The organism is Rhizobium mayense (assembly GCF_030272705.1).
GTDB lineage: Bacteria > Pseudomonadota > Alphaproteobacteria > Rhizobiales > Rhizobiaceae > Rhizobium > Rhizobium mayense.
The window spans coordinates 1-1,177 of the sequence record NZ_JARFYM010000097.1; the positions used below are offsets into that span (position 1 = coordinate 1).

At 59.6% G+C, this 1,177-nt stretch carries 2 protein-coding genes; both read left to right on the plus strand.

The annotated features are described in order from the left end of the window. Window positions 1-4 precede the first annotated feature (4 nt). Window positions 5-148 (plus strand): hemin uptake protein HemP, encoded by a 144-nt coding sequence (hemP, locus tag PY649_RS34730; RefSeq protein WP_285873596.1) that lies wholly within the window; start codon window positions 5-7, stop codon window positions 146-148. Window positions 149-157: 9 nt separating this feature from the next. Further along, a partial coding sequence (locus PY649_RS34735; RefSeq protein WP_285873595.1) for a hemin-degrading factor occupies window positions 158-1,177 on the plus strand: 1,020 nt, incomplete at its 3' end.

Here is a 1,177-nt window from a genome sequence, read left to right on the forward strand (position 1 = left end):
GCCGGTGCCGCTGATGGCCGCACCGCAAATTAGAATTGTCGAGAGCACGGATATTTTCCGTGGCCAAACCGAAATCATGATCAGGCACGACGGCGTCATCTACCGGATGAAGATCACGCGCCAAGGCAAACTCATTCTCAACAAATAGGCATAGCAGATGACTGAGACGACCAAAGAAACGATCCGACCCTTCCCCGCCGACATCCGCGCTTTCCGCGCCGAAAATCCCAAAATGCGCGAGCGCGATATCGCCGCTCGATTGGGCGTTTCCGAAGCGGCATTGGTTGCCGCCGAAGTCGGCATTTCCGCTGTTCGAATCGATGCCGATGCTCATCGGTTCCTCGCTCGCGTCTCCTCCCTCGGCGAAGTCCTCGCGCTCTCGCGCAATGAAAGCGCCGTGCATGAGAAAATCGGGGTCTACGAAAACATCAAATCAGGCGTGCAGGCGGCCATCGTGCTCGGCGAGAACATCGATCTGCGCATCTTCCCGAAGCGCTGGACGCATGCCTTCGCCGTCACCAAAACGGACGGCGACCAACAGCGGCTCAGCCTGCAGTTTTTCGATAAGGCCGGCGACGCCGTCCATAAGGTGCACCTGCGCCCGGCCTCCAACGTCGAGGCCTATCATGCCATCGTCGCCGAGCTGCGGCTCGAAGACCAATCACAGGATTTTACCGAGGATCGCTCCGGCTATGATGTCAGCGAGATCGACGGCGATGTCAGCCGCGACGAACTGCGCGACCACTGGGGCCGCATGACGGACACGCATGAATTCTTCGGCATGCTGCAGAAATTGAAGATCGGCCGCCAGGCGGCGATCCGCACGGTCGGTGACGATTATGCCTGGAAGCTGGAGACGAACGCGGTCGGCGAGATGATGCATGCCTCCGTCCGCGAAGGTCTGCCGATCATGTGCTTCGTCGCCAATGACGGCATCGTGCAGATCCATTCCGGCCCGATCTTCAACGTGCAGGCCATGGGCCCCTGGATCAATATCATGGACCCCACCTTCCATCTGCATCTGCGCCAGGATCACATTTCCGAAGCCTGGGCCGTTCGCAAGCCGACGAAGGATGGTCATGTGACCTCGCTCGAGGCCTACGATGCCAAAGGCGAGATGATCATCCAGTTCTTCGGCAAGCGGAAGGAAGGCTTCGACGAGCGCCGTAGCTGGCGC